This window comes from Pseudomonas sp. BT-42-2, assembly GCF_025847435.2.
In the GTDB taxonomy this organism is placed as follows: Bacteria; Pseudomonadota; Gammaproteobacteria; order Pseudomonadales; family Pseudomonadaceae; genus Aquipseudomonas; species Aquipseudomonas urmiensis.
Window position 1 is genome coordinate 120,120 of record NZ_JAOYTM010000009.1, and the last position, 25,836, is coordinate 145,955.

The 25,836-nt window shown below is 64.9% G+C and carries 11 protein-coding genes; 8 read left to right on the plus strand and 3 right to left on the minus strand.

Translation table 11 applies throughout. The annotated features are described in order from the left end of the window. The first annotated feature begins 67 nt into the window (after window positions 1-67). Genes OIU19_RS10745 through OIU19_RS10755 form a run of 3 tightly spaced genes read left to right on the plus strand, consistent with a single transcriptional unit; the run spans window position 68 to window position 4,627 of the window. Window positions 68-1,246: an efflux RND transporter periplasmic adaptor subunit gene (locus OIU19_RS10745; protein ID WP_264234978.1), complete on the plus strand. Its 1,179-nt coding sequence runs from the start codon at window positions 68-70 to the stop codon at window positions 1,244-1,246. Beyond that, window positions 1,247-3,211, plus strand: coding sequence for a MacB family efflux pump subunit (locus tag OIU19_RS10750; RefSeq protein WP_264234979.1), 1,965 nt, complete (start codon window positions 1,247-1,249; stop codon window positions 3,209-3,211). Between the two features lie 3 nt (window positions 3,212-3,214). Next, window positions 3,215-4,627 (plus strand): efflux transporter outer membrane subunit, encoded by a 1,413-nt coding sequence (locus OIU19_RS10755; protein ID WP_264234980.1) that lies wholly within the window; start codon window positions 3,215-3,217, stop codon window positions 4,625-4,627. Between the two features lie 29 nt (window positions 4,628-4,656). Here the strand turns inward: OIU19_RS10755 and OIU19_RS10760 are convergent, their stop codons facing one another. After that, the gene (locus OIU19_RS10760; protein WP_264234981.1) at window positions 4,657-6,285 is read right to left on the minus strand and encodes a PvdJ/PvdD/PvdP-like protein; all 1,629 of its coding nucleotides are present in this window, start codon (window positions 6,283-6,285) and stop codon (window positions 4,657-4,659) included. 221 nt (window positions 6,286-6,506) lie between these two features. On the opposite strand from OIU19_RS10760, the gene pvdM reads away from it, so the two are divergent. From pvdM to OIU19_RS10785, 5 genes are all read left to right on the plus strand, one after another. Further along, window positions 6,507-7,850 carry a pyoverdine-tailoring dipeptidase-like protein PvdM gene (pvdM, locus tag OIU19_RS10765; RefSeq protein WP_186555683.1) on the plus strand — a complete coding sequence of 448 codons (1,344 nt, stop codon included), beginning with the start codon at window positions 6,507-6,509 and terminating at the stop codon, window positions 7,848-7,850. 14 nt (window positions 7,851-7,864) lie between these two features. Then, complete coding sequence (locus tag OIU19_RS10770; RefSeq protein WP_264234982.1) at window positions 7,865-9,151, plus strand: aminotransferase class V-fold PLP-dependent enzyme; 1,287 nt, start codon at window positions 7,865-7,867, stop codon at window positions 9,149-9,151. A 47-nt stretch (window positions 9,152-9,198) separates the two neighbouring features. Next, window positions 9,199-10,098: a formylglycine-generating enzyme family protein gene (locus tag OIU19_RS10775; RefSeq protein ID WP_264234983.1), complete on the plus strand. Its 900-nt coding sequence runs from the start codon at window positions 9,199-9,201 to the stop codon at window positions 10,096-10,098. A 34-nt stretch (window positions 10,099-10,132) separates the two neighbouring features. Then, a complete protein-coding gene (locus OIU19_RS10780; RefSeq protein WP_264234984.1) occupies window positions 10,133-11,791 on the plus strand; it encodes a cyclic peptide export ABC transporter in 1,659 nt (552 codons plus the stop codon). An 89-nt stretch (window positions 11,792-11,880) separates the two neighbouring features. Beyond that, window positions 11,881-14,328: a TonB-dependent receptor gene (locus OIU19_RS10785; RefSeq protein ID WP_264234985.1), complete on the plus strand. Its 2,448-nt coding sequence runs from the start codon at window positions 11,881-11,883 to the stop codon at window positions 14,326-14,328. Between the two features lie 73 nt (window positions 14,329-14,401). Here the strand turns inward: OIU19_RS10785 and OIU19_RS10790 are convergent, their stop codons facing one another. Both OIU19_RS10790 and OIU19_RS10795 read right to left on the minus strand, forming a co-directional pair. Next, window positions 14,402-15,358 (minus strand): alpha/beta hydrolase, encoded by a 957-nt coding sequence (locus OIU19_RS10790; RefSeq protein ID WP_264234986.1) that lies wholly within the window; start codon window positions 15,356-15,358, stop codon window positions 14,402-14,404. A gap of 60 nt (window positions 15,359-15,418) precedes the next feature. Next, window positions 15,419-25,822 carry a non-ribosomal peptide synthetase gene (locus tag OIU19_RS10795; protein ID WP_264234987.1) on the minus strand — a complete coding sequence of 3,468 codons (10,404 nt, stop codon included), beginning with the start codon at window positions 25,820-25,822 and terminating at the stop codon, window positions 15,419-15,421. Between the last annotated feature and the right edge of the window lie 14 nt (window positions 25,823-25,836).

Sequence of the window (25,836 nt, forward strand, 5' to 3'; positions counted from 1 at the left end):
GTTTATCTGGGACCTCCGTGCGCGTCCACTTGGCAGCGCGTGGCCATCCTTCTGGCTGGAAGTCCACATGAGTCGCACATCCAATACCCGCCGTCGTATCCTCCTCGGCGGCCTGGGCCTGCTTGGTCTGGGCAGCCTGCTGGCGTGGCAGGCGCTGCCCTTCGGCGCCCTGCCCGTCAGCACCGTCGCCGTGACCCGCGCCGACATAGAGAGCAGCGTCACCGCCCTTGGCACCTTGCAACCCAGGCGCTATGTCGATGTCGGCGCGCAGGCATCCGGGCAAATCCGCAAGCTGCACGTAGAAGCCGGGGATGAGGTGCGCCAAGGCCAGCTACTGGTCGAGATCGATCCTTCCACCCAGCAGGCGAAATTCGACGCCGCCCGTTTTGCGATCGACAATCTCAAGGCGCAACTGGCCGAGCAACGCGCCCAGTTCCAGCTGGCTCGCCAGCAGTACCAGCGCCAGCGCAGCCTCGCCGCAGCCGGCGCCAGCCGCGATGAAGACCTGCAGATCGCCGATGCCCAGCTCAAGGTGACGCAAGCGCGAATCGACATGTACCAGGCGCAGATCCACCAGGCCCAGGCCAGCGTGCGCAGCGATGAGGCCGAACTTGGCTACACCCGCATCTATGCCCCCATGGACGGAACCGTGGTCGCAGTGGATGCCCGCGAGGGCCAGACCCTCAACGCCCAACAGCAGACACCCCTGATCCTGCGCATAGCCAAGCTCTCGCCAATGACCGTCTGGGCCCAGGTGTCCGAGGCCGACATCGGCAAGGTCAAACCCGGCATGACCGCCTACTTCACCACCCTTGCCGGCGGCAAGCGGCGCTGGACCAGCACGGTCAGGCAGATCTTGCCGATCCCGCCCAAGCCGCTCGAACAGACCAGCCAAGGCGGCGGTAGCCCGATCAGTGCTAGCTCCGGAGGCAGCGCCAGCCAGGTAGTCCAGTACACCGTGCTGTTGGACGTGGACAACCCCGATGGCGCCCTGATGGCTGAGATGACGACCCAGGTGTTCTTTGTCGCAGGTCACGCCAGCCAGGTCCTCACGGCGCCGTTGGCCGCCCTCGACGACAGTGATGGCGACGGCCTGCGCCTGGCCCAGGTGCTCAACCGCCAGGGCAAGATCGAACAACGGCAGGTGCGCACCGGCCTTAGCGACCGGCTGCGGGTGCAGATCCTCGATGGCTTGAGCGAAGGCGAGCAACTGGTCATTGGCGCGCCTCGCGCCAGTGGAGGATAAATGTCAATTCCCCTGATCGAGCTGAGCGACATCCGCAAATCCTATGGCGGCCTCGACACCCCCACCGTCGAGGTGCTGCGCGGGGTCAGCCTGAGCATCTACCCTGGCGAGTTCGTCGCCATTGTCGGTGCGTCGGGCTCCGGCAAGTCGACCCTGATGAACATCCTTGGCTGCCTCGACCGGCCCACCAGCGGCACCTATCGCTTTGCCGGCAAGGATGTTGCCGAGCTGGGCAGCGACGAATTGGCCTGGCTCAGGCGCGAAGCCTTCGGCTTCGTGTTCCAGGGGTATCACCTGATCCCCTCGGGATCAGCCCAGGAAAATGTCGAGATGCCTGCCATCTATGCCGGCATCCCACCGGCCCAACGTCACAGCCGAGCCAGCGCCCTGCTCGAACGCCTGGGCCTGGCCAGCCGCACCGGCAACCGCCCCCACCAGCTCTCCGGCGGCCAGCAACAGCGCGTGTCGATTGCCCGGGCCTTGATGAACGGCGGCCACATCATCCTCGCCGACGAACCCACCGGCGCCCTGGACAGCCAGAGCGGCGCCGAAGTCATGGCCCTGCTGGACGAATTGGCCAGCCAAGGCCATGTGATCATCCTGATCACCCACGACCGCGAGGTGGCGGCCCGTGCACACCGGGTGATCGAGATCCGAGACGGCCTGATACTCAGTGATTCGGCCGCAGATCGGCTGCCCGACGCGCTCCACCCCGGCCTGCAAGCGCAGGAGCTACGCCAGCGCCTGGACCGCGGCGCGACCTTGCGCGGCGCCTGGAAGGGCGAACTGCTCGAAGCCCTGCAAGCCGCCTGGCGGGTGATGTGGATCAATCGCTTTCGCACCGCCCTGACCCTGCTCGGCATCGTCATCGGCGTTGCCTCGGTGGTGGTGATGCTGGCCGTCGGCGAAGGCAGCAAGCGCCAAGTCATGGCGCAAATGGCCGCGTTCGGCTCGAACATCCTCTACCTCAATGGCGCACCGGCCACCCTGCGCGAGCCCGCCGGCACCATCACCCTGGACGATGTCGCCGCCATCGGGGAACTGCCCCAGGTCAAGCACATCATGCCGGTCACCGGCGAGAAGATGATGGTCCGCCACGGCAACAACAGCCAGCAGTTCTACGTGGGGGGCAACAACACCTGGTTTCCCGAGATCTTCAACTGGCCGGTGGCCGAGGGCGCTTTCTTCAGCGAAGCCGACGAAGCCAGCGGCGCCGCTGTTGCAGTGATCGGGCAGAAAGTCCGGGAAAAAATGCTCGACCCCCAGGCCAACCCGCTGGGTCAGTACCTGCTGATCGGTAACGTGCCGTTCCAGGTAGTCGGCATTCTCGCCGGCAAGGGCGCCAGCTCCGGTGACCAGGATAGCGACGGGCGAATCGTCATACCCTACTCGTCGGCGGCCATGCGCCTGTTGGGTCATCGTGACCCGGACTACATCACCATCGCGGCAGCCGACTCCAGCCGGGTAAGCGAAACCGAGCGCGCCATCGATCACCTGCTGCGCCAGCGCCACCAAGGCAAGCACGACTTCGAACTGACCAACGACGCCGCCCTGATCCAGGCCGAGGCCCGTACCCAGAACAGCCTGTCGCTGATGCTCGGCGCCATTGCCGCCATCTCCCTGTTGGTGGGCGGAATCGGCGTGATGAACATCATGCTCATGACGGTGCGCGAACGCACCCGCGAGATCGGTATCCGCATGGCCACCGGCGCACGCCAGCGCGACATCTTGCGCCAGTTCCTCAGTGAGGCGGTGATGCTGTCGATGGTCGGCGGCGTGACCGGTATCGTCCTGGCGCTGAGCGTCGGCGCCGGCCTGATGCTGGCCGGCATCCCGGTGGCGTTCGCCCTGCCCTCGATCCTCGGCGCCTTTGCCTGCGCCGTGATTACCGGCGTGCTGTTCGGTTTCATGCCTGCCCGCAAGGCCGCCCGCCTCGACCCGGTCAAAGCCCTTACCAGCGAATAACCTATGACATTGCCAAGCCGCATCAGTCTGCTGACCCTGAGCCTGTCCCTGGCCGCCTGCAACAGCTCCCCTGCCCCCAGCGCCGCCATCGAGCCGCCCGCCACCTGGCAGGCGGCCACTGACCAGACGGCAGTCGGGCTTGTCGATGCCCAGTGGTGGCAAGCCTTTGCCAGTAGCGAGCTGGATCAGCTGATCGAACGCGCCCGGCGTGACAGTCACGACCTGGCCGCCGCCGCCGCCAGGGTGCGGCAAGCCCAAGCGCGGGCGACGATCGCCGGCGCACCGCTGCTGCCAGAACTGCAAGTGGGCCTGGACAGCAGCCGCCAACACCTGCTGCATGGCCAAGGCTACGAACAGCTCGATGTCGATAGCAGCGAGCGCACCAGCACCTCGTTCGATGCCCGCCTGAGCGCCAGCTACGAGATCGACTTCTGGGGCGGTGTACGCGCCGCCCGCGACAGCGCGCTGCGTAGCCTTGATGCCAGCCGCTTCGATCGCCAGACCGTCGAGCTGACCCTGCTCAGCTCGGTCGCCAACAGCTACCTGAGCGCCCTGGCGCTGCAGGAGCAACTGCGCATCGCCCGGCTGAACCTGGACAACGCGCGCAACGTCCTGCGCTTGGTCCAAGCCCGGCACAATTCAGGCTCGGCCACCCGCCTGGAACTTGCCCAGCAGCGCAGCCTGGTGGCGGCACAAGAACGCCAACTGCCCCTGTTGGAGCAACAGTGGCAAGACAGCCGCGTCACCCTGGCCACCTTGCTCGGCCAACCGGTTCAGCAACTGGGGCCAAGCCAAGCGTCGATCAACGCGCTGCGCTGGCCCCGGATCGGCAGCGGCGTGCCTAGCGAGTTGCTGGCGCGGCGCCCAGATATCGCCGCCGCCGAAGCGCGCCTGGCCGCCGCCAGCGCCAATGTGCAGGTCGCCAGGGCAGCCATGCTGCCCAAGTTGACCTTGGGTGCAGACCTGGGCAGCGGCGCACGAACGCTGGTCGATGTCTTCAGCAGCCCCTACTACACCTTGACTGCCGGTCTTGCCGCACCCATTTTCAACAACGGCCGGCTGCGCGCCTCGCATCAATTGGCGCAGGCCGAGCAAGCAGAACTGCTCGAAGATTATCGCGCCAGCATTGTCGCCGCCTTCGCCGATGTGGAAAAAGCCCTCAATGCCACCCATGGCGTCGAGCGCCAGAGGCAGTGGCAGGATCAAGAAGTGGAGCAATCGCGCATTGCCTTCGACCTGGCCCAGCAGCGTTACGCTGCCGGCGCCGAAACCCTGCTGACAGTGCTGGAAAGCCAACGCACCCTGTATCAGGCCCAGGACCAGCAGGCGCGGTTGCAGCTGAGCCAACTGCAAGCCAGCGTGGCCCTGTACAAAGCCCTCGGCGGCGGCTGGCAGGCCGCCCAGGCACCACGCTAGCGCGCGCCTATCAGTGGCTGTCGCCTGGGTCAGAGCGAGCGTTGCCTGACCTTCAGGTGCCGCGCATACCAAGGACGGCGCGGCACCTTGCGCAGCAGGCCGTCAAAGCGCTCTTCGTCGGCGTAGATGATGCGCAGGGCCAGCTTCATGGTTTCCGGGTCCATCTCCACGCTGCGCCCTGGGCGCAAGCCTGGGACGCTGCTGCAGCCATGGGTGTCGGGGCCCAACCAGGGGTCGGCCACCTGTACCCAGCGCCCCGCGGCGAACCAAGGCACGCCATTGACCTGCACGCGCACCACCTCCCCCGGGTGGAAACGTTCATGGGCGCGAAACCAGTCCTCGATGCGATCGTCGATCCAGCCATGGAAGCGCCAAAACACCGGGTTTACATGGGACGAGAACGGGTCGCCAAGAAAGTCGTTTTCAGCGCCGTACCAGCGCCCTGCGAAATCATCCGGCGTGCGCGCCATCGGCACCGGCATGCCGTTGACCGGGTCGCGCGGCACCGAAGCCCAGCGCATGTGCAACCAGTCATGCAGACCAAGCTCAAGCTCCGAGCCGAACTGCCCCAAGGTCAGTTTGGACAGGTATTGAGGGTCCGAGTAACGCGACTCCCAGACCTCGAAGTTGCCATGAAAGGTCTCGGCGCTCTTGATGTCCCTGACCCACTGGGTGTACTCGTCATCGTCCGAGGCCAGCCAGGTCGGGGGCAAGGCATTGCCATCATGGTTGTCGAAGTAACGCGCGAACCCCTGTCGATCACGCTCAAGCTCAGGCTGGGGTAGCGGGAAGCGGGTCCACGATGGCAGGTCCTGGATGGCCCGCGCCGCGCCGAGCATGTGCCGGTGCATGAACAGGAAATCTTCCCCCGAGCCATTGCGGTCTTTATGTCGACCACGGGCGTCGCGCTCGCGCTCACGTGGACCCGGCTGCCAGCCCAGGCCACGTAGCGCCTGATGCTTATCCTTGGCCAGCTTGTGCCACTTGTCTCGTGATGCATGCCATAGCTGGTGGAACAGTCGATGCTCAGGCGTGATCAGCCACTCGACCAGTGATGCAGACAGCGCCGTGCGCTCGCGCGCCTCGGGAAACACCTGCTTGCTGGCCAGGAAGCGGTTGTCCTGCTCGGGCAACGCCAGTGGACGATCCAGGCGCAGGATCCGCCCATTGAGGGTCGCCGGGCCGGCATTGCCGAACTCGCCCCAGACCTCATCCAGCACCACCTGGCACTCATAGCGTGGCAGCTGCCCCCCATCGTCGAGGGCAAACAGGCGCCAGCGCAGGGTCCCCGGCTTGTCTGCAGACAGGTCCCCGACGACCCGGTAGCGCGGCTGCTGATCACTGCGCAAGCGCTCGGGCGTGTCCAGGAAGCCACGAATGGCCCGGCCGCGCTGGGCAACATCGAGAAACAACTCCAACGGCTGATGCTCAAGACCCTCAAGGCCTGCATCGCTGCCCTTCAAGGTCCAGCGCCAGATCCCGCGCAAGGTATCGCCCAATTGCTGACCCGGCGTATCGGCAAGCTCCACGACCGCCTCACCGGCTGTTTCGGGAAACTCATCATCAGCTGTGAGCTGGCGCTGCGCGTACCACGCTCCAGGTACCGCCACACCTGCCAGCGCCACACTTGCGATGAAGCCTCGTCGAGAAATCGTCATTGAACTACCTGTGCCAGTCGTTATGGCCGCAAGCACGGCCCATCGAAGGCTAAAACGTTGTGCGCAGGGGAAAATTTAACCCTGCCCGGCCTCTGCACAGGCACACGCGCACGCGCGCCCAGCCCGCCGCCGAGCGCTAAATTTCTTGCCTTTGCGCTCGTTCTCTCCAGGTAGCAATGGCCTCGAGCCCGAACCTCTGCGGCGAACCTACTGAGACCGAGATGACGACACCACGCTGGAAAAAAGCCCTGTACATCAGCCTGGCCACTACCCTGACCGTAAGTGCCGGGCTTGCCGCCTGGTACTACCTGGACAAGGACGGTTACCCCAAGGAGGTGGTGCGCCAGGCCAATGATCTGCAGGAGCGGATTATTTCGTTTGATAGCCACATCACCCTGCCGCTGAGCTTCGGCACCGAAGGCAATGAAGCCGACCAGGACGGGCCGGGGCGCTTCGACCTGGTCAAGGCTGCCCGTGGGCGGCTGTCCGGCGCTGCACTGACGATATTCGCCTGGCCGGAATCCTGGACCGGCAACAATGGCCCGCACCGCCCTACCGACGGTTTTGTCGACGCCGCCCGGCACACCCAGGAGGTGCGCTACAACGCCATCACCGCCATGGTCCGCGACTTCCCCAACCAGGTTGGCATCGCCTATACCCCGCAGGACATGCGCCGGCTGCATGGCGAAGGCAAGTTCGCGGTATTCATCAGCATGCTCAATGCCTACGCCCTGGGCGATGACATCGACCTGCTGGACAAGTGGGCCGCACGCGGTGTGCGCATGTTCGGCTTCAGCTATGTCGGCAACAACAGCTGGGCTGACTCTTCGCGCCCGCTGCCGTTCTTCAATGACACGGTCGACGCGCTGGGAGGCCTGTCCCCCTTGGGTCGCCAGGCGGTTCAACGGCTCAATGACCTGGGCGTGATCATCGACGTGTCCCAGATGTCGGACCAGGCCCTGAGCCAGGTCGCCCAGCTCAGCCGCGCCCCGCTGGTCGCCTCGCACTCGGCGCCCAGGGCCGCGGTGGATATCCCACGCAACCTCAGCGACAAGGACATGCAACTGATCAAGGACAGCGGCGGCGTGGTGCAAATCGTCGCCTTCGGCACTTACCTGAAGCCGCTGAGCGAAAAATCCCAGGATCGGCTCAACGCCCTGCGGGCACGCTTCAGCCTGCCGCCATTGCCTAACCAGGCCTACGCACTGATGCCCGGCGACCCGATCATCGCCGGCTGGCCGGAGCAGAAAGTCGGCGAATATGCCGAAGCGCTGTACGCCATCCTCGATGAGGAACCGCAGGCAACCCTCAAGGACTATGGCGACGCCATCGACTACGCGGTGCGCAAGATCGGTATCGACCATGTCGGCCTCAGCTCCGACTTCAACGAAGGTGGCGGGATCGCCGGCTGGAACGATGCCAGCCAGGCGCGCAACGTCACTGCGGAGCTGATCGCCCGTGGCTACTCGGAGGCCGACATCACCAAGCTCTGGGGTGGCAACTTCCTGAGGGTCTGGGAGCAGGTGCAACACGCTGCCCGTCCGACCACCACCTCCTCCCGTTGAACTGCGAGCCTTGCATGAACGATCGCCGTACTTTTCTCAAGCATGCCGGACTGCTGGCGGCCAGTTTGCCCTTGGCCAGCCAGTTGCTGGGCTCGGCCCAGGCCAATCCAAGGCCGACCACCGGCAGCGACCTATGGGCCGCTTTTCGCCAGCTGTTCGACCTCGACCCTGACTACGCCCACTTCGCCAATTTCCTCATCACCTCACACCCCAAGCCTGTGCGCGAGGCCATCGAGGGCTACCGGGCCAAGCTCGATCGCCATCCGGCGCGCTGGGTGGACTGGGACACCCAGGAAGACTGGAAGCGCGAAGCCGAGGTCCGCGACTGGGCCGCTCGCTACCTGGAGGTCAAGCCGCGCCAGATCGCCCTCACCGGCAGCACCACCGAGGGCCTGGGGCTGATCTACGGCGGCCTGCGCCTGGCGCCTGGGCAAGAGATCCTGACCACCGAGCACGAACACTATTCAACCCGCAACATCCTCGCCTACCGGAGCCAGCGCGAAGGCACGCCGGTGCGCAAGGTGCGCCTGTTCCAGGATCCGACCAAGGTCTCCGACGACGAAGTGCTCGGCACCATTGCCGCAGCGATCCGCCCGCAGACCCGGGTGCTGGGCATGACCTGGGTGCACTCAGGCAGCGGCGTGAAACTGCCGGTGGGCGAAATCGGCGCACTGGTGCGCGAGCTCAACGGCAAGCGTGACGATAACCAGCGCATCCTCTACGTGATCGATGGCGTGCACGGCTTTGGCGTCGAAGACATGCGCTTCGCTGACCTGCAGTGCGACTACTTCATCTCCGGCACCCACAAGTGGATGTTCGGCCCCCGTGGCACCGGGATCATCTGCGCCGCCTCCACCGAGCTCAAGCACCTGACGCCGACCTTCGCGACCTTCTCGGAAAACGAAGACTTCGCCACCACCATGACCCCCGGTGGCTACCACGCCTTCGAACACCGCTGGGCGCTGGGCAAGGCATTCGAGCTGCACCTGCAACACGGCAAGGCCGCGATTGAGGCGCGCATCCACGGCTTGAACGACTACCTCAAGGAGCGCCTGGCCGAATTCCCCGCCATTGAGCTGGTGACGCCACGTAGCGCCCGGCATTCGGCGGGGTTCACCTTCTTCCGGATCAAGGGCCAGGACGCCGACGCCGTGGCCGCCGAGCTCAACCGCCAGCGCATCGTGGTCGATGCGGTTGATCGCGATGTCGGCCCGGTCGTGCGCACCGCCCCTGGTTTGCTCAATACCGAGACAGAAATCGATCGCCTGATCGAGGCGCTGCGCCAACGCCTGCGCAGCTGACTTTTCCACCCTTTTTCTTGTAGCCAAACGCTGACGGAAACCACTCCATGTCCGACGAACGCTTCACGTCATTGCCCTCTCCCGCGCGAACCTTGCGCCAGCTCAGCTGTTGCGCCGTCCTCGGCCTTGCCGCCAGCGCCCAGGCGGCGGACAGCCCCAAGCCGGGTAGCGTGTTCCAGGACTGCAAGAGCGCCTGCCCGCAAATGGTCGTGCTGCCTGCCGGCAGCTTCCTGATGGGCACTCCAGAGGATGAGCTCGGCCGCGAAGGCGATGAAGGCCCACAGCACACCGTGACCTTTGCCAAACCCTTTGCCATCAGCCGCTACCACGTCACTGCCGGCGAGCTGGATGCCTACATCCGCGAAAGCGGGGTAAAAATCGCCGACGGCGATACCCGCCCTGGGCGCTTCTGCGCAGCCAGCAAACCGACCTACAAGCAGGGCCCGCGTCAGCCCGCGGTGTGCGTCAGTTGGTTCGATGTACAGGATTACGCCAAATGGCTGTCGAAAAAGACCGGGCATCGCTACCGCATGGTCAGCGAAGCGCAGCGCGAATACGCCGCACGCGCAGGCTCCAGCGGCCCGTTCCCATTCCCCTTCGATGACAACGATCCGAGCAAATACAGCATCGCCCAGCACGCCAACACCTACGGCCCCACCGACGGCTACTCCTACACCGCTCCCGTAGGCAGCTACCCGGCCAATGCGTTCGGCGTCCATGACATGCACGGCAACGTCTACGAGTGGGTCGCCGATTGCTGGAACGATGGTTACCAGGGCGCGCCGACCGATGGCAGTGCCTGGACCACCGGTGACTGCAGCGTGCGGGTCATGCGCGGCAACGACTGGGGCGAAGCGCCGGTGTTCTCGCGTTCCGGCAACCGCAACAACCGCGCCCCTGACGTGCGCGGTGATTTCCTGGGCTTTCGGGTCGTTCGCGAACTCTGATGACCCTTAACCCCGTGTGATTCAGGAGATACCAATGACCCGCAAACCTCGTGGCGCCGTCAGGGAACTGTTCGGCCTGCTCAAACCCTTCTGGCCCCTGGTGACGGTATCGATCGCGCTGGGCATGGTCGGCGGCCTCAGTGTCACCGCGCTGCTCGCCACCATCAACAGCGCCTTGCACAGCGACAGCGGCCTTACCCAGGGCGTGGTCCTGGGTTTTGCCGGGCTGTGCGTGCTGGCGCTGTTCAGTTCGATCTTCTCCGACATCGGCACCAACTATGTCGGCCAGCACATCATCGCCAGGCTACGCCGCGAGCTTGGCGAAAAAGTCCTGGCCGCGCCCATCGACCAGATCGAGCGCTATCGCAGCCACCGGCTGATCCCGGTGCTGACCCACGACGTCGACACCATCAGCGACTTCGCCTTCGTCTTCGCGCCGCTGGCGGTCTCGCTGACCGTGACCCTGGGCTGCCTGGGCTACCTGGCGAGCCTGTCGTGGCCGATGTTCCTGGTCATCGTCGTGGCGATCGGCCTGGGTTCGGTCATGCAGTTCATCGCCCGCTCGTGGGGCGTGCGTGGCTTCGAGAGCGCGCGCGAGGCCGAGGACGACCTGCAAAAACACTACAGCGCCATTGCCGAAGGCGCCAAGGAGCTGCGCATCCATCGCCCGCGACGCAAGCGCATGTTCAGCCATGGCATCCAGGACACCGCCAACCGCATCTGCGCCACCCAGGTGCGTTCGATCAACATCTTCGTGGTCGCCAAGGCCCTTGGCTCGATGCTGTTCTTCGTGGTGATTGCCGTGGCCCTGGCCATGCAATCGTTGTGGCCCAGCGGCGACAAGAGCGTCACCAGTGGCTTCGTGCTGGTGTTGCTGTATATGAAAGGCCCGCTGGAACACCTGATTAGCACCCTGCCAATCATCAGCAAGGCGCAGATCGCCTTTCGCCGCATCGCCGAGCTATCGCGCCAATTCTCCTCGCCCGAACCGCACCTGCTGCTGGACGATAGCCGCCCTTCGGCAAAAACCCTCGACAGCCTGCAACTCAAGGACGTCAGTTATACCTTCCCACGGGTAGAAGGCTGCGAGCCGTTCCAGCTAGGCCCGGTGAACCTGACCATCAAGCAGGGCGAAATCGTCTTCGTGGTGGGTGAGAACGGCTGCGGCAAGACCACCCTGATCAAGCTGCTGCTGGGCCTGTATGCGCCGCAATCGGGCAGCGTCGTGGTCGATGGCCAGCCAGTGAGCGCGCAGAGCCGGGACGACTACCGCCAGCTGTTCACCACCATCTTCGCCGACTACTACCTGTTCGACGACGTCATCCAGGGCGACCAACCGGTGCCAGAGGATGCCACGCGCTATCTCAAGCGCCTGGAGATCGATCACAAGGTCAGTATCCGCGACGGCGTGTTCAGCACCACCGACCTCTCCACCGGCCAACGCAAACGCCTGGCCCTGGTCAGCGCCTGGCTCGAAGAGCGGCCGGTATTGGTGTTCGACGAGTGGGCGGCCGATCAGGACCCGACCTTCCGCCGGATCTTCTACACCGAGCTGCTACCTGACCTCAAACGCCTGGGCAAGACCATCATCGTGATCAGCCACGACGACCGTTACTTCGATGTCGCCGACCAGCTGATCCACATGGCCAATGGCAAGGTCAAGCTCGAATCACGGGTTGCCGATTGCATTTAGTTTTCCGGTTTTAGCCGATGGGTGCGTCCTAATCAATAACAAGAACCACTCACACTTAACACCAGACTCCTACATAGAGCTTTCGATAAATGCCAACACAACGCCTTCGTCCCCAGGCCTTGGCCCTGGTCATCCGCCGCACCCTGCGTCAAGCGGCGCCCGCCGCCCTGGGCCTGAGCGCCCTGATGCCGCTATCGGCCATGGTCCAGGCCCAGCAGGTGCAATTCAACATTCCGGCGCAGTCGCTGGCCAGCGCGCTGCTGGCGTTCGGCTCGCAATCGAACCTGCAGGTGCTCTATAGCCCGCAGGACGTCGAAGGCAAGCGCAGTGCCGCCATCTCCGGCGCCATGGAGCCAGCCCAAGCGCTGCCCAAGTTGCTCCAGGGCACCGGCGTCAGCTACCAGATCGAAGGCAACCAGGCCACCATCCATGCCCGGGAGGGGGGCAATGCGGTGGAACTGGGGGCGACCAACATCAACAGCCAAGGGCTGGGGCAAACCACCGAGAACACCGGTTCCTACACCACTGGCGCCATGCAGACCGCGACCAAACTGCCGCTGACACTGCGCGAAACGCCGCAGGCGGTCACAGTGATTACCCGCCAACGCATGGATGATCAGTCGATGCGCAGCCTCGACGACGTGGTCCAGGCCGCCCCTGGCCTGCGTATGTCGGCGGCGCGCCCGGCCAACAGCGAGTACTTTTCGCGCGGTTTCCCCATCAGCAACCTGATGTTCGATGGCCTGCCGACCACCTACAACGCCGACTGGGTCGCGGCGGCCGACATGGCCCCCTACGACCGCGTCGAGATCGTCCGTGGGGCAACCGGCATGATGCAGGGTGCCGGCAACCCGTCGGCGGCCATCAACATGGTGCGCAAGCGGCCCACCAAGGAGTTCCAGGGCAGCGTCACAGGCTCCGCGGGCAGCTGGGACAACTACCGTGGCGAGCTGGACCTGAGCGGCCCGCTCAATGACAGCGGCAGCGTGCGTGGCCGTTTCGTCGGCGCCTACAACGACAAGGACAGCTTCCAGGACTATGCCGGCCGCGAGCGAGGCTTGTTCTACGGCATCACCGAGTTCGACCTGACCGACGACACCACCCTCACCGTGGGTGCGTCGAACCAGAACGACAACAACAACATCAACTGGGGTGGCCTGCCGGTCAACCGTGATGGCAGCCATGTCGGCTACTCGCGCTCCACCAACGTCGGCTACGACTGGAGCTATCAGGACATCAACAACACCACGCTGTTCGCCGAGATCGATCATCACTTTGCCAATGACTGGCGCTTGCATGTGGCGGCGTCCAAGAACTGGTCCGATTTCGCTCTGCAAGGCGCCGTGTTCGAGCGCACCGGCTCACCGTCCGCCGAAGCATTCCGCCAGCGCGTGTTCAACCAGCGCCGGGACTACGACCAGTCCAGCTACGACATCTACGCAAACGGCCCTTTCAAGCTGTTCGACCGCCAGCATGAACTGGTGGTCGGTGCCAGCAAACGTGAAGTCAAGACATCCGCACACGGCGGTACCGTGTTCATCCCGGTCGACAACCTGTTTGCCGTCAACCCAAGCGGTATCGCCCGACCCAATGTCCCCGACGAGTACGACCTGAGCGAGCATGTCGAGCAGGAAGGTGTCTACGTCACCACGCGGCTGAACATCGCCGACCCTCTGAAGGTGATCATCGGCGCGCGCCTGGACTGGTATGACAATCAGTCAACCTACAACGCAATCGCCGACGGCTACTACACCAATAGCGATTACAAGATCACCCGTAACGTTACCCGTTACGCCGGGGTGATCTACGACCTGGATGACAACCACTCGGTGTATGCCAGCTACACCGACATCTTCATGCCGCAATCGGAGCAGGGCCAGGGCCGCTCCATCATTCGCCCGATCGAGGGCAAGAACTACGAGATCGGCATCAAGGGCGAGTATTTCGACGGTGCCCTCAATGCCAGCGCGGCGATCTTCCAAATCGACCAGGAAAACCGTGCAGCGGAGTCTGCCAATCAGCAAGGCTGCACCGACTACATCTGCTACGAGGCCTCCGGCAAGGTCAGGACCCAGGGTATCGACCTGGAGTTGATGGGCGCGCTGACGCCAAACTGGCAAGTGGGTGCCGGCTATACCTATTCGCAAACCAAGTTCTTGAAAGATGCCAACAAGGCCAAGGAAGGCAGCAAGTTCGACAGCGACCTGCCCGAGCACCTGTTCAAGCTCAGCACCACCTATACCCTGCCGGGTGAGCTGAACCAGTGGCGTGTCGGCGGTAACGTCTACGGCCAGAGCGGCATCTTCAACAAAGGTAGCAATGCCTTCGGTAACTACCGGATCGACCAGGGCTCGTACGCCGTGGTTGGGCTGATGGTGGGCTACAAGGTCAACAAGAATCTCGATACCCGCCTCAACCTCAACAACATCTTCGACCGCAAGTACTACCAGGGCATCGCCAGCAACAATACCTGGAGCCCATACGACGTATACGGCGACCCACGCAACTTCACCCTCACTGCCAAGTACAGCTTCTAAGCAGCGCCTGGGGTAAAAAAAATCCGCATCCCTCACAGGATGCGGATTTTTCATTTGCGCTTCGTGGGCGATCTCACAGCCTGTCGCGCAACGCCTCCACCACCAGCGCCAGCCCCTCTTCAGCCTCCTCGATGATCAAGCCCATGCGCATGAAGTCATGGGTCACGCCCGCCATCACCTGCAAGTTCACCGGCACCCCGCCCTCCTCCAGGTGACGCGCATAAGCCACGCCTTCGTCATGCAACGGATCGCACTCGGCCACCAGCAGCAAGGCCGGCGCCGCCTGTGGCGATACCGCGCCGAGCAACGGCGAGAAGCGCGGGTCGAGACGGTCCGCAGGTTGCCGGGCGTACTGTCGATAGAACCATTCGAGGGTCTGTTGTTCGAGCAGATAGCCGCTGGCATAGCGCTGCATCGAATCGCGGCTGCGGCTCGCATCGGTCACCGGGTAGACCAGCACCTGCAGCCGTGGCGCGGGCAGTTGCGCCTGCTCAGCCAACTGGCTTGCCAGCACGGTGGCCAGGCTGCCGCCGACACTGTCGCCCATCACCGCCAGACGGTTGCGGTCGATGCCCAGCTCAGCGGCGTGGTCGACCAGCCAGCGCCAGCCATCCAGCGCATCGTCGACCGCCGTCGGGAAACGCCACTGTGGCGCCAGGCGATAACCCACCGACAGCACGGGCACGCCCGCCTCTTGGGCCAGGTTCCAGCACAAGGCATCGTGGGAGTCGAGGCTGCCTACCACGTAGCCGCCACCATGCAGGTACATCACAGCCGCGCCCAACAGGTGCGGATCGGCCTCCGGTGGCCGGTAGAGGCGCGCCTGCAAGGCATGGCCATCGCGCGCGAGCAGGGTCAGGTCGTCGATCTGCTCGGGCTCCTCGGCCTTCGGCGCCATCAGCGCCGACGACTGCTCGAATTGCTCACGGGCTTGATCTGGAGTCAGCGCATGCATCGGCAACACCTTGCCAGTCGTGCGGCCCTCCTCCACCAATTTCAGGTAGGCAGCCAGGTCAGGGTTCAGCGACATCGGTATTCTCCAAAAGGGGCTGCACCCGGCAGCCCCGTCAGCTCAAGTAACAGCAACAGTTCAGGCCTGGCCAGTGCTCGGCAAGCGCCCAAGGGCCTGTTCCAGCGCGTCCAGCACGGCGGCGTCATGAGGAACCTGGAAGTGCCCGCAGGACAGCATCGGTGCCTGGTCCAGCGACTGCCCGAGCTGGGCGGCCAGCGCCGCACGCTCATCCTCACGGCCCGCGACCCACCAGCTGCGGGGCAGTACCTTGACCCCCTCGCACACCTGCAGCTCACGTGACAGGCGCTTGAGGGTGCGCGCGGTAAGGAACACTTGAAGCAGCTCCTCGACCCCCAAACCTGCGCCTTCGGGCACATCGCCAAGCGCCTGGACGATCAACTCACGGGCGCCAACCGCGCTCTCTTGACGCGGATCGCCGCGATCTACCGTACGCGCTGCCGGTAGCGTGGCCTGGAGCAGCTCGTTCAAGTCATCCAGCCAGTGATCCGCGTGCTGGGCGGATTGGCGGCTCGGCACGAAGCTGTCCAACAGCGCCAGCAACTGCACCTGTTCACCTTCGCGCTCCAGCTGCGCCGCCATCAACGCCGCCAAGGTGCCACCGAGCGACCACCCCAGCAGCCGGTAGGGCCCTTGCGCCTGGCGCTCGCGCAGGCAGGCCACGTAGTCACTCGCCAGGGCCTGCAACGATGCCGCCTGCCAGCTTGCATCGAGCAACTGCCGGGCCTGGATGCCGATCACCTGGCAGCGGCCGTTGAGTCGGCGTGCCAGTGGCTCGTAGTCGAACACCGTACCGAAGCCGGCATGCACGCAGAACAGCGGTGCCTGCCCGGCGACTTCGCCATTGAGCGACAACAGCGGCGTCTGCTTGGCAGATGCGGCGGTGAGCTGGGCGATGCTTGGCTTTTGCATCAAGTCACGCAGACGCAGGCTGAAGCCATGTTTCTTCAAGGCCCGCGACTTGGCCACCACCTGCATGCTGAGGATCGAGTCGCCACCGAGCTCGAAGAAGTTATCGGTGATACCGACCTGCTCGACCTTCAGCACTTGCTGCCAGATCTGCGCGATGGCCCGCTCCAGGTCGTTGCGCGGCGGGACATGCTCGCTGCGCGCCTCGATAGCCGGCAGTGCGTTGCGGTCGAGCTTGCCATTGGGGCTCAGTGGCAACTGCTCCAGTACCATCAGCTGGGCCGGCACCATGTACTCGGGCAACTCCCGCTTCAGCCGCTCGCGCAACTGCTCGGCAAGGTTGCCTTGCGCGTTGCCGACCAAGGTCACATAGCCCACCAACTGTTTACCGCCCGGGCCCTCCCTGACCACCACTGCGGCCTGGCGCACCTCCTCCATCTCGCTCAGGCGTGCCTCGATCTCACCCAGCTCGATGCGAAAACCCCGCACCTTGACCTGATTGTCCAAGCGCCCGAGGTAGTCGAAGGTGCCGTCAGGGCGCTGGCGCACCAGATCGCCAGTGCGGTACAGGCGTTGCCCCGGGCTGTTCGGGTCGGCCACGAATCGCTCTGCGGTAAGCCCTGGACGATTCAGGTAACCCCGTGCCACGCCCACTCCGCCCAGATACAGCTCTCCGGCCACACCGGGCGGCAGTGGATTGAGATCGGCATCCATGACATAGCCGCTGCGCTGGCCGACCAGGTGGCCAATGGGCGCGTAGACTGCGCCGCAGGGTTGCTCGGGGCCGGCTTTCCAGATCAGCGGGGTGACCACGGTCTCGGTCGGCCCGTAGCCGTTGATGATGTAGCGCGGCCGGAGGAACTGGTGGGCCTGCTCATAGCTGGCCTGCGGCACCGCATCGCCACCGAAACAGTAGATGCGCATCGCGGGCGGGTTGCCATCCTGGCGCACCTGCTCGATCAACTGCTGCAAATACACCGGCGGGAAGGCCGCTACGGTGACGCCATGGCGATGCATGGCCTGGCAGGTCTGCTCCGGCGTCCATAGCTCATCACCGCGCAGCAGCACGCTGGCACCGTGGGTCAAGGCGGTCAGCCAGCGTTCATGGGCGCCATCGAAGGCAAACGACATGAACAATAGCTCGCAGTCCGCCGGCGTCATCTCGTAACGCTCGCCCACTGCCTGGCAGTGCATGGCCAACGCCCCCTGGCTGACCACCACGCCCTTGGGCATACCGGTAGAGCCGGAGGTATAGATCACGTAGGCCAGGTTCTCGGGATCGACCGTGACCTGCGGCGCATGCTCCGGCCATTGCTCAGCCGCGAAAACGTCCAGATCAAGCGTGTGCAGGGTCGCCACTTTCGGCAAGTGGGCGATGGCCGCAGACTCGCAAAGCAACAGGGCGATACCCGAATCCTGCATCAGGTAGCTCAGGCGCTCCTTGGGGTAGGCGGTGTCGATCGGCACATAGGCCGCACCGGCCTTGAGCACCGCCAGCAACGCCACGATCAGTCGTTCACTGCGCTGCAAGGCAACCCCGACGCGAACCTCCGGGCCGACCCCTTCGGCGATCAAGGCATGGGCCAATTGGTTCGCCGCGCGATCGAGCTCGGCAAAGCTCAGGCTGCGCTGATCGACTTTGACCGCGGTGGCAGCGCCGTGCTGGGCTGCCCACTCCGCGATGCGCTGATGCACCAACTGCGCCGGCTGCGCGTGCTCGACCGGGGCCGGGTTCGCAGGTGCCTGAGCCAGCAACCCCAGGTTGCCCAGCGGCGCTTGCGCATCGAGGGTCAGCGCCTGCAACAGCGCCTCCATGTTCGCCCGGATACCTTCGACCGCCTCATCGCTGAAGCACTGGCGCAGGTACATGTACTCGATGATCAGCTGCTGCTCGACAATCACCATCAGGTCCATCGGGAAGTCAGTCAGGCCTGATCCGCCGACATCGCCGAACTGCAAGGTATCGTCCTGCCAATCACGCAGGGTGCGATCAAGCGGCTGGTTCTCGAAGACGATGATGCTGTCGAACAATGCCTGGCCACTGCGGCCCGACCAGCGCTGCAGATCGCCCAGCGGCGTGTACTCGTGATCGCGCAGCTCCAGGTTGATCCGCTGCAGCTCTTGCAGCCACTGGCCGACCCGAGCTTGCGGGTCGACCTGGTGAATCACGGGCAAGGTGTTGATGAACAGCCCGAGCATGCTCTGCGCCCCTGGCAAGGCAGCAGGGCGTCCCGCCACGGTGGCGCCGAAGGTGACGCTGCGCTGGCCACTGTAGCGACTGAGCAGCAACAGCCAAGCGCCTTGCACCAGGGTGTTGAGGGTAATCCGCTGATCCTGGGCGAACGCCTTCAACGCCTCGGTCTGCTGCTGGCTGAACCGGCTGTAGAGGGCTTGGTGTCCGCTGCCACGCTCACCACTTGCGAAGGCGTCCGCCAGGTAGGTTGGTTCCTGCAGAGCGGCCAGTTGCTGGCGCCAGAACACCTCGCTGTGGCGCGGGTCCTGCTGGCGCAACCAACCGATGTAGTCGCGGTAGGGCACCACCTCGCCCAACGCCTGCCCCGAGTAGCAGGCGAGCACTTCGCCCATCAACTGCGAGGTGCTCCAGCCATCGAGCAGGATGTGGTGATAGGTCCAGATCAGTTGCTGACGATCCTCGCCCAGGCGCACCAGCAACAGGCGCTGCAGCGGCGGCTGGTCAAGATCGAAACCACGCTGGCGCTCTTGCTCGGCCAGGGCTTTGAGGGCGTGCTCGGTATCGTCGCGCCCGCGCCAGTCCAGTTCGCGCAGCGGCACTGGCAGCTCGCGCAGGACGAACTGCAGCGGCTCGTCCAGGTCCTGCCAGAGGAAGCCGGTGCGCAGGATATCGTGGCGCGCCATCACCTGCTGCCACGCCTTTAGCAGACGCTCTGCCACCAACCCTTGCACCGGTACGCTCAGCTGGTTGACGTAAAGCTCATCCTCGCGACTGGCGTTGAGGCTCAGGAACAGCATGCCCTGCTGCATCGGCGACAGGCTGTACAGCCCATCCACCTGCGCATGCTCGAGCGCCAGTGCTTGCACCTGGGCCTCGCTCAAGCCATGCAGGGCCACCGGTTGCTGGGCAACCTCGCGCCATTGGCTGACGCTGTCGGCCAACTGCTCGATGGTCTGCTTCAGGAACAGGTCGCGGGGGGCGATGTCCAGGCCCAATTGACGGGCATGGCTGACCACCTGGATGGCGATGATCGAGTCACCGCCCAGGGCGAAGAAGTTGTCCTGGATACCGACTTGCGGCAGATCCAGCACCGTTTGCCAGATGTCCACCAGTTGCTGCTCCAGCGGCGTACGCGGCGCCACGTGAGCGGCCCTGGCAGCACTGAAGTCCGCTGCCGGCAGCAGATTGCGCGCCAACTTGCCATTGGCCGTCACTGGCATGCTAGCCAGCAGCAACAGGTGCGCCGGCACCATGTAGTCGGGCAAGCCCTGAGCGAGGAACTGGCGCAGCGCCTCGCGCCATTGCCGCCCAGTCTCGCCGTCATCGGCGACCCGCTGCGGATCGACCGGCACCAGGTAGGCGACCAACTGCTTGCCGCTCGGCCCGTCCTGAGCCAGCACCACCGCCTCGCGCACCTGCTCGTGCTCCATCAGGCGTGCCTCGATTTCCCCCAGTTCGATGCGCAGGCCACGGATCTTCACCTGGTGGTCGATCCGCCCCACGTAGTCGATCACGCCGCCCTCGCGGTAGCGCGCCAGATCGCCAGTACGGTACAGGCGGCCACCCTGGGCGTCGAAGGGGTTGGGGACAAAGCGCTCGGCGGTCAACGCCGCACGCCCATGATAACCGCGCGCCAGCCCCACACCGGCCAGGTACAACTCACCATTGACCCCACGCGCTGCCGGGCACAGGTCGGGTTCGAGGATGTGCGTGCGCAGGTTATCGATCGGTTGGCCGATCGGCACGCTCACGCCCTGCTTGCCGGCGCAGGTCCAGTGGGTCACATCGATTGCCGCCTCGGTCGGACCGTACAGGTTGTACAGGCCAGCTTGCGGCAAGCGCTCCAGGCATTGCTGGGCCAGCGGCGCCGACAACGCCTCGCCGCTGCAGACCACCCGGCGCACGCTCCGGCACTGCTCCACGCCTGTGCTGGCCATGAACGCCTGGAGCATCGACGGTACGAAGTGCAGGGTAGTGACTCGATGCTCGATGATGGTCTGGCACAACCGCTGCGGATCACGGTGATCACCCGGCAGCGCAATGGCCAGGCGAGCACCGGTCATCAGCGGCCAGAAGAACTCCCAGACCGAAACATCGAAGCTGAACGGGGTTTTCTGCAGCACCGTGTCGCTGGCATCCAGGCCATAGGCGCGCTGCATCCACTGCAAACGGTTGAGCAAGGCCTCGTGGGTATTGCCAGCGCCCTTCGGCCGCCCGGTCGAACCCGAGGTGTAGATCACATAGGCCAGGTTGCCCGGCGCTAGCGTCAGCTGCGGTGAGCTGTCGGCATAGGCCGCCAGCCAGCCTGACGGCTGGTCCAGGCACAGGCTACGTACCGTGCTCGGAATGGGCAGGCGCGCGACCAGCGCCTGCTGGGTCAGCAGCAGGCCGATGCCACTGTCCTGCATCATGTACGCCAGACGATCAGCAGGGTAATCCGGGTCCAGCGGCACATAGGCGCCGCCCGCCTTGAGCACGGCCAGCAAGCCGATCACCAACTCCAGGCTGCGCTCCAGCGCAACCCCCACCAGCACTTCCGGGCCAACCCCTTGTTCGCGCAGCTTGTGTGCCAGGCGGTTGGCGCGCTGATCCAGCTCGGCGTAGCTCAGGGTCTGTTCTGCGAAGACCAGCGCGGGCGCATGGGGATGGCGCTGGGCGTGGTCCTCGAACAGCTGATGGACCCAGCGCTCACCAGGATAGGCCACTTGGGTTCGATTCCACTCGCCGACGATGCGCAGCTGTTCGGCCTCATCGAGCATCGGCAGTTGCACCACCGGCAGGTGCGGGTCGCGGCTCACCGCCTGCAGCAGGTTGCGCCAATGCCGCGCCATCTGCTCGATGGTCTGGCGATCGTACAGTTCGGTGGCAAAGGTAAACGCCGCAGCAATGCCTGCGGCATGTTCGACGGTGTCCAGGGTCAGGTCGAACTGGGTGCTGTGCAGCGCCCAGTCCACCGCCTCGATACGCAGCCCACTGACCTCACGCGGCGCGCCCTTGGCCTCGGTCTGGTGGTTGAACATCACCTGGAACAATGGGCTGTGGTTGAGGCTGCGCTCCGGTTGCAGGGCATTGACCAACTGCTCGAAGGGCAGGTCCTGATGAGACTGGGCATCCAGGGCCGTCTGGCGCACCTGTTCGAGCAGCTCGCTGAAGCGCTGGCGCAGGTGGAACTGGGCCTTGAGCACCTGGGTGTTGACGAAGAAGCCGACCACCCCCTCGGTTTCGCCCCGGGTGCGGTTGGCCACAGGCACGCCCACGCGGATATCCTGCTGCGCCGAATAGCGGTGCAACAAGGCCTGGAAGCTGGCCAGCAACAGCATGAACACCGTCACGCCTTGGGCGCGCGCCTGGGCCTTGAGTGCCTGCACCAGTTCATCGTCGAGCACCAGCCGCACCTGGTCGCCCGCTCGACTCGGTTGCGCCGGGCGTGGACGGTCGGTCGGCAGTTCCAGCACCGGCTGCTGGTCACCCAACTGGCCCAGCCAGTAGTCCAGCTGCCGGGCCTGCTCGCCGGCCTCCATCCACTGGCGCTGCCAGGCGGCGTAGTCGGCGTACTGTACCGCCAGCGCGGGCAAGCTGACCTCGCGGCCCTGGCTATAGCCCTGGTACAGGCTGACCAGTTCGTCGACCAGTACCGCCATCGACCAACCGTCCGTGATGATGTGGTGCAGGTTGAGCACCAGCACGTGCTCCTGCGCACCCAGACGCAGCAGGTCGACCCGCAGCAGCGGACCGCGCTCCAGGTCGAACGGCTGGCGGGTCAGCGTTTCCACTGCCTCGCGCAATCCATCGGCGCAGACCTGCGCGTGGCCGATCTTCCACTCCAACGCCTGTGCTGCATGGATGACCTGGCGCACTTCGCCGGCCTCCTGGGCGAAGGTGGTGCGCAGGCTTTCGTGGCGCGCCAGCAGGGTCTGGAAGGCACGGCTGAGCGCAGCAACGTCCAGCGCCCCTTGCAGGCGCAAGGCCGAGGCGATGTTGTAGGCGCTACTGTGCGGTTCCAACTGCCAGAGCACCCACTGCCGTTGCTGGGCGTAGGACAGCGCCAGCGGCGCACCGCGCTCGAGCACGACCATCGCCGGCTGCGTTTGCCTGCCAGCGGCGCGGGCGACCCGCTCGGCGAAGCCGGCCAGGTCCTGGGCCTCGAACAGGCTGCGCAGCGGCACTTCGATGGACAGTTGCTGACGCACCCGGCCGACCATCTGCGAGGCCAGCAGCGAATGGCCACCCAGTTCGAAGAAATTATCGCCTAGCCCGACCTGCTCAACCTTGAGCACACTGGCCCAGATCGCTGCCAGCTGCTGCTCAAGGGGTGTACGCGGCGCCTGGTGCACGCGCTGCTGACGACTGAGGTCGACCGCCGGCAGCGCCTTGCGGTCGAGCTTGCCGTTGGGCGTCAGCGGCATGCATTCGAGGAATGTCAGGTAAGTCGGCACCATGTAGTCCGGCATCTGCCCCAGCGCATGGGTTCTGAGTGCCTGGCGCAAGGCCTCCAGTTGCGCATCCTCCAACCGCAAGGTGGCCGGATCATGCGCGACGATGTAGGCCGCCAGTTGCTTGCCCAGCGGTCCATCGACATCGATCACGGCAATCTCGCGCACGGCCTCATGCCCCTGCAGGCAGGCCTCGATTTCGCCAAGCTCGATGCGGAACCCGCGAATCTTCAACTGATGGTCGATACGCCCCATGTACTCGAGCACACCGTCATCACGATAACGCACCAGATCACCCGTGCGGTACAGACGTCCGGCACCGAACGGATCCGGGATGAACCGCTCGGCGGTAAGGCCTGGGCGGTTCAGATAACCCCGTGCCAAGCCATCGCCAGCGATGAACAGCTCGCCGCTGACCCCCACCGGAACCGCCTCGAACTGGGCATCGAGGACATGGAAGGCGGTATTGCCGATCGGCCGTCCCAGCCACACCTGGTGGCTGTCGCTGACCCGTTCGAGCCCCGACCAGATGGTGGTTTCGGTCGGGCCGTAGAGGTTCCACACATGCCCGGCCTGGTCGATCAGGCGCTGGGCCAGTTCGCCGGTCAATGCCTCGCCGCCGCTGAGCAGCTTCTTGCCGCGCAGCGCTTGCGCCGGGGCGTTGTCCAAGAGCATGCGCCAGGTCGAGGGCGTCGCCTGGATGACGCTGACCGCCTGCTGCTCGATAACCTTGAGCAGGGCGAAAGGGTCCTTGTTCTGCTGCTCGGCCAGTAGCACCACGCTGGCCCCATGCAGCAACGGCAGGTACAGCTCCAACCCGGCAATGTCGAACGACAGCGAGGTCAGCGACAGCACGCGATCGCTGGCGTCGATGCCGGGTTGCTCGGCCATGGTCCAGAGGAAGTTGACCAGCGCGCCATGCCGCACACTGACGCCCTTGGGCCGGCCGGTGGAGCCGGAGGTGTAGATGACGTAGGCCGGATGATCCGCGGCTACCTCAATGGCCAGGTTGTCGACCGGGTTGTGCGCGAACTGCTCTGCCTGGCTGTCCAGGCACAGGCAGGCCACCTGCGCCGGTACCTGTAGCCTCGCCACCACGGCGCTTTCGCTGAGCAGCAAGGCCAGGCCGCTGTCCTCCATCATGTAGGCCAGGCGTTCGCTCGGGTAATCGGGATCGAGCGGCACATAGGCGCCGCCTGCCTTGAAGATCGCCAGCAGGCCGATGATCATCCGCGGGCCGCGGGGCATCGCCACCCCCACCAGCACCTCAGGCCCCACGCCCTGCTCGCGCAGGGTGTGGGCCAACTGATTAGCGCGCAGGTTCAGCTCGGCGTAGCTCAGCGTCTGCTCGCCCCAGCGCAACGCCGTGGCATCCGGGGTGCGCTGCACCTGCTGCTCGAACAGGCGATAGACACTTTGCCCGGCCGGGTAGTCCATCGCCGTCTGGTTCCATTGCGCCGAGATCCGCTGGCGCTCGTGGTCTTCGAGCAGGGCCAACTCGATGACCCGCTGCGCCGGGTCACGACATACCGCCAGCAGCAGGTTGCGCCAGTGGCGGCCCAACTGTTCGATGCGCGAGGCATCGAACAAGTCGGTGGCATAGGTCACGGATGCAAACAGGCCGTCGGCATGCTCGCGGGTGTCCAGGGTCAGGTCGAACTGGGTGGTGCGTGAGTCCCACTCCAAGCCCGCCACATCAAGGCCGCTGACCTGCGCCTGGACGGCGCTGCTGCGCGTCTGGTGATTGAACATGACCTGGAACAGCGGGCTGTGGCTCATGCTGCGCTCGGGCTGCAACGCCTCGACCAACTGCTCGAACGGCAGGTCTTGATGGCTCTGGGCCTGCAGGGCGGTCTCGCGCACCTGCTGCAGGACATCGACAAAGCGGCTGTGCACGTCGAAGTCGGCCTTGAGCACCTGGGTATTGACGAAAAAGCCGATCAGCCCCTGGATCTCGCTGCGGTTGCGGTTAGCCACTGGCACCCCGACACGCACCTGCGGCTGGCCGCTGTAACGGTGCAGGAGGGTCTGGAACGAGGCCAGCAGGAGCATGAACAAGGTCACCCCCTGCGCTTTGGCCAAGGCCTTGAGCGCCCGCAGCAGGTCGGCATCGATGTCGAGCGTGATCCGCTCGCCGCGGCCACTGGGCACGACCGGGCGGCTGCGGTTGGTGGGCAGGCTCAGTACCGGTTGCTCACCGCCGAGGGTGTCCTTCCAATAGGCAAGCTGGCGCTCCTGCTCGCCAGCTTCCATCCAGTTGCGCTGCCAGATGGCGTAGTCGGCATACTGCACCGCCAGCGCCGGCAGGTTGACCGCCCGGCCCTGGCTGAAGCCCTCGTAGAACTGCACCAGATCGTTGATCAGGATGGGCATCGACCAGCCATCGGCGGCGATGTGATGCACGCTCAGCACCAGCACATGCAGGTTGGCGGCCCGTGGCAGCAGATGCATACGCAGCAACGGCCCCTGCTCAAGGTCGAACGGCTGGCCGATGCACGCCTCGACCTGCTGCCTGAGCCCTTCGTCGGCAGCCTCAGGCGCAGCCGGCTGCAGTGGCTCGAGCTGCAGTTGGAAAGGCATCTGAGGATGGATGACCTGCACCACCCGTTCGCCGTCCTGGCGGAACGTCGTGCGCAACACCTCATGACGCTCGATCAGCGCCTGACAAGCGCGTTGCAAGGCTTGAGGGTCCAGTTCACCGGCCAGTTGCAGCGCCGCACCAATGTTGTAGGCGCCACTGCTCGGGTCCAGTTGCCAGAGAAACCATTGCCGTTCCTGGGCGTAGGACAACGGCGTAGCGTCGGCACTGTCACGGGCGAAGATGCGCGTGACCCCATAGAGGTTGACACCCTGCCGCTTGAGCAAGGCGGCCAGGGCCTTGCGCTCCCGTGACGACAATGACTCTACGGAATCGAGCAATGCTTGCACTAGAACATCTCCTA